Raw genomic sequence first — 4,427 nt, 5'->3', positions numbered from 1 at the left:
TTCGACGATGGCGCGATCTATGCGCACGGTGTCTACGATTTCCGTAATGGACCGTTTGCGAAACTCGCGCTGCCGAACAATCCGACGGGCGCGTTCGACTGGGATGGCATGGCGGGATCCAGACCCATCCATAACTCGGTCAAGTATGTGAGTCCGAGCTGCGGCGGCTTCTCCGCTGGCGCGATGTACGGCTTCGGCGGTGTAGCGGGGTCGTTCGGGTCGAACAGCGGGGTGAGCGTGGGGCTGAACTACGTCTACGGCACATTCGGGGCGAATGCGGCCTATACGCAGGTAAAGACGGATGTCTCAGGCGCGCAGGTCAGCGTGCGCAACTGGGGCGCGGGCGCTCACTATACCTTCGGTCCGGTGACCGCGAACGCGCTCTACACAGCGGTGCGTAACGAAATGAACGGCGCGTCAGTCTGGCAGGTGGAGCTGGGCGGCATGTGGCTGATCGCGCCGGAATGGGTGTTGAGCGGCGCGTATATGTACATGAAGGGTAATCAGGTCGTCGACGACAATCACGCGCATCAGATCACCGGAATGATGTCGTACTTCCTGTCGAAGCGAACCAGCGTGTACGTGGCTGGTGTCTACCAGCGAGCGAATCAGGGGGCGAACGCACAGATCAACGACGTGATGGTCGCGTCGAGCGGCGCGTCGCAGTTCATCGGTCGCGTTGGTATGCAGACGCGGTTCTGATCGACCTCCGGACGCCCCATATGCAGACTGCACCATTCGATCCTCTTCGCCTCGCGCCCGATGTGCGCGAACTGCTGGCTGCGATGGCCGCAAGTGGCGCGCCGCCACTCGAGTCGCTGCCGCTCGCGCAAAGGCGCGAAGCATACCGCCAGATTGGCGCAAGGTTAGGCGGGGAACCGCTGCCGGTGCGGGAAGTCCGCGCGTTACTGGCGGACGGCCCAGCCGGCGAGATCCCGCTGCGCCTGTCTCTGCCCGATCAGGCGGATGTCGTGCCGTACGGGGTTACCGTCTATCTTCATGGCGGGGGCTGGACGCTCGGTGACCTCGACAGTCACGACAAGATTTGCAGGCGGTTGGTCCGCGCATCCGGCTGTGCTGTGGCGAGCGTCGACTATCGGCTTGCGCCGGAACATCCTGCTCCCGCGGGACCGGAAGACGTACTGGCCGCGATTCGCTGGCTGGCGTCCCATGCCGTGTCGCTCGGACTCGATCCGGAGCGCATTGCCGTGGCGGGGGACAGTGCGGGCGGGAGCCTGGCGGCTGTCGCGTGTCAGCGTCTGCGTGGTGAGGTCCCGCTGCGGGCATAGGTGTTGTTCTATCCCTCGACCGATCTGTCGCCGGCTGGCGAGCATTATCGGTCGCGACAGGAGAACGGTGCGGTACCGCCGTTGACGCTGGAATTGATGCGTGCGCTATCCAGCCCGTTCATGGATGGTTTCGACACTACCGACACACGGTTATCGCCGCTGCGCGAAATGGATTTGCGCAATCTCCCGCCGGCGCTGATCGTCACGGCGGAATGCGACGTGCTGCGAGATGACGGCCGGTACTATCGCGACGCGCTGCACGCCGCGGACGTGCAGGTTGAATACATCGAGGTGCCGGGCATGGTTCATGGTTTCGTCGAAATGGCTGGCGTTCTGCCGGCTGCAGCTGAGGCGATTGAGTACGCGGGCGCGTACCTGCGTGGGATTCTCGCCGGATAACGCAGGGAATCGGGCGGCCGTGTACCGAGGAATTTCAAACGCCGCTTCGATTTTCGCTTTCTCGAATCGTTCGTAGAGGGAAGCGTTTCGGAGCAGCGCCCGACACAACACTGAGCCCGCTAGGTGGCTCAATTATGCCGATCCTGGGGTCGCTCCAATACGCAGATCATTGAGCGGCCCGATTGCGCCGATCATGCACTGGTTCGATTGCGGCGATTTTCCAGTGGCTGAGATCGTCGAGCGCCTGGCGCGGCGGCTTGAGCGAAGCCTGAGCAGAAGGCTTTTCGCTGGGCTCCGGGTCTGCATTGGCCATACTGGACGGTATCTGGCCGTCGCGCTTAAACTCCGGATCACTCACAACGAGAACAACACTCCAAGATGGGCCATTCCAACGCCGAACTGATTTTCCGCTTTTATGAGGCCTTTCAGCGGCAAGATATCGACGCGATGCTGGCCTGCTATGCCGACGACCTTGTCTTCTGCGATCCAGCATTTGGCGAACTGCGCGGGGAGGCCGCACGCGACATGTGGCGTATGCTGGTGGAGCGTGCACGGGATTTTTCCCTGACGTTTGGCGATGTCGGCGCGAACGGGCAGACGGGGAGTGCGAAGTGGGTCGCGCGCTACAAGTTTGGTCCGACCGGCCGCACGGTGGTCAACCGGATCGAGGCACGCTTCGAGTTTCGTGACGGACTCATTGCCCGGCATCGCGACAGTTTCGACTTGTGGCGCTGGGCGAGCCAGGCATTTGGCCTGAAAGGGACCTTGCTCGGCTGGACGCCCTTCGTGCAACGCGCAATCCGGGCACAGGCACGCAAGAGTCTCGATGGGTTTCGGGCGAGGCGCGGGTGAGACTGCGCGTTCACTTCTTTGCGGTTGACGTCGTGCTAATAGGCAAGCCGAATCGGGATAGTTCCAGCCATATTCGCCCGGGTTTTCCCACAGACCCAGTCGATACTCTCCGAAGGGTGCTCAATAATGGGCATCCCTACGGTGATTGAATCAACGCCAGTCGTTGCCGCGATTTCCCTTGGAACTCAATTTTACATAAATCTAATGATCGCACTTTCATATTGCAGTCCTTACGATTTTGGACAGCGCGCCGGATGTCGAGCACGGTATCGAAAGGGAGATATGACGATCGCGACGCGGCCGGCGAGCAGCGACCAGGCGCGAAGCGCCGATGACTTTATCACGCAGCCGCGCCGAAGGGGCGAATTGGCTGTAAGGGCCGAAGGCACTCAAGCCGGCCAGCCGAGATAGCGCCATACGTCGGCACGCGCCGCCGCGATGCCACCGGCACCGGCAACTTGGGCTAGCGCGCTGGCTCTCCAGTCGGACCAGCGAGGATCGAATGCGAACGCTCGAAGCCACTTAAGGGTCTCGATCATATAACGTGCAAACCAGCCGTCGATCTTCGTGAAATCCGCTTGAATGTCGCTTGCGCTTGAAAACGAGCACTGTCGTGCGACGTTTTCCGCGGCGCTGCGGTAGACGTGTTTTGTCATGCCGTCGCGCGCACGTGCCGCCCCGGAAAACGCCACATCGTTCCACCCTTTTCGCGAGACGACTGTCGCCGCAAAAAACGCGATCTGGTCGAACAGATAGAAGGCCGCGAGATAGTTCTGGATGACCCAGAACCCATGTCGAAAGAGCGCCGCGTCGTTGTGCCGGATGACGCGCGGAGCCACGTATCCGCGTGCGTATCGCGAGGCCGCGTGGACGTCGCAGTAGATTTCTTCCGCCGAGATTTCGGATGCGCCATCGCGCATCAGGCGCGCGCACATGTCATCCAAGATTAGCGCTTCGCGCGCACGTTCTTCGCCTTCGAGGCGCGCGAGAAATTTTTCGCCGGCGCGCCGCACCGTGTCGACGAAGTCTTCGAGCGACGGCCTCAGTTGCTCGATCACGGTGTCATGCAGGATGACGCCAAGACGAAAGCCGAGATGCAACCATTCGTGAATCAGCGTGAGATGCTGCAGGCTGTCCGCTGCGAAGCGCGCCAGTTCCTTGTAACGCCTGCGGAACTGGGCGTCGGGCAGATACGGCTCGGGGGCGAGAATATCGGCCGCGGTGCGGCCCCTGGCGACGAGCTGGCGCTTGAGCGTCAGCGCGAGACCCACTTCAGTTTCGCCGAGGATGGAGAGCTGCTCAATCAGGAACAAGGTTACGACATCCTGCACTGCGGTTGCGCTGTCCCAGTATGCACCGCCGGTCACGAGGAACGGCATGGTCAATCTGCACAGCGCATTCACGAATTCGAGCCAACGCGAGTCCCAGATGATCGTGTGCTCGCCGCGCCAAGTGCAAATCTCGGTGCGGGCCATCGGCGACGAGATCGACAGAAAGCCGATCTCGCCGCTGAGAATCATGTTGCTGCAGCCGGCGATCGCCTCCTCGTCGAAGGGGATTGGCCCGCCTAGCGTGTAGAGATCCCGCTTGATGTCCAGCAGGTCGGCGAAGTCCGGATTGTGGGCGAGCTCAATCCGCTTTGTCATCGTTGAATTCGGTGATGCGACTTTGCAGAATCTGTTTCAGATCCTCGCCCGACATGCCGCGGATGTCGAGTGTCGTCGTCTTCGGGCCTTTCTTGAGGACGACCCGGCGTAGCGCGTCGCGCTTTTGCCAGGCAACCAGCACGGCGGCCAATGAACTGATGATTGCGGGCAGGTTATGAAAAACGTCGTGCACGACGGCGGTGATGATCGGATCTCCCCCAATGACGCCCGTGGAGCGGAC

5 protein-coding genes and 1 pseudogene are annotated in these 4,427 nt (G+C 61.5%); 3 read left to right on the top strand and 3 right to left on the bottom strand.

Translation table 11 applies throughout. The features are described from left to right. The coding region (locus tag BMI01S_RS36090) for a porin (RefSeq protein WP_042292823.1) at nucleotides 1–702 on the top strand (702 nt) is incomplete at its 5' end. Between the two features lie 20 nt (nucleotides 703–722). Then, nucleotides 723–1,688: pseudogene (locus BMI01S_RS43640) on the top strand (alpha/beta hydrolase). 166 nt (nucleotides 1,689–1,854) lie between these two features. Here the strand turns inward: BMI01S_RS43640 and BMI01S_RS41610 are convergent. Further along, nucleotides 1,855–2,046 (bottom strand): hypothetical protein, encoded by a 192-nt coding sequence (locus tag BMI01S_RS41610; RefSeq protein WP_154671516.1) that lies wholly within the window; start codon nucleotides 2,044–2,046, stop codon nucleotides 1,855–1,857. Between the two features lie 20 nt (nucleotides 2,047–2,066). On the opposite strand from BMI01S_RS41610, the gene BMI01S_RS36080 reads away from it, so the two are divergent. Beyond that, entirely contained in the window at nucleotides 2,067–2,540 is a 474-nt protein-coding gene (locus BMI01S_RS36080) for a nuclear transport factor 2 family protein (protein ID WP_028215583.1), read from the top strand. A 389-nt stretch (nucleotides 2,541–2,929) separates the two neighbouring features. Here BMI01S_RS36080 and BMI01S_RS36075 read toward each other — a convergent pair whose 3' ends face one another. Further along, complete coding sequence (locus BMI01S_RS36075; protein WP_028232992.1) at nucleotides 2,930–4,186, bottom strand: hypothetical protein; 1,257 nt, start codon at nucleotides 4,184–4,186, stop codon at nucleotides 2,930–2,932. Next, nucleotides 4,170–4,427 (bottom strand): hypothetical protein (locus tag BMI01S_RS42280; protein ID WP_042292821.1); only part of this gene is annotated, 258 nt, incomplete at its 5' end. The genes BMI01S_RS36075 and BMI01S_RS42280, both read right to left, overlap by 17 nt.

The sequence above is a fragment of the Paraburkholderia mimosarum LMG 23256 = NBRC 106338 genome (assembly GCF_000739815.1).
GTDB lineage: Bacteria > Pseudomonadota > Gammaproteobacteria > Burkholderiales > Burkholderiaceae > Paraburkholderia > Paraburkholderia mimosarum.
Note: the sequence above shows the minus strand (reverse complement) of the source record. Positions and strands in the feature narration are given on the sequence as shown.

Bases quoted from the DNA above. Each gene is read 5' to 3' on its own strand.
- BMI01S_RS36075 (WP_028232992.1), bottom strand. From the start codon at position 4,186: ATGACAAAGCGGATTGAGCTCGCCCACAATCCGGACTTCGCCGACCTG.
- BMI01S_RS36080 (WP_028215583.1), top strand. From the start codon at position 2,067: ATGGGCCATTCCAACGCCGAACTGATTTTCCGCTTTTATGAGGCCTTT.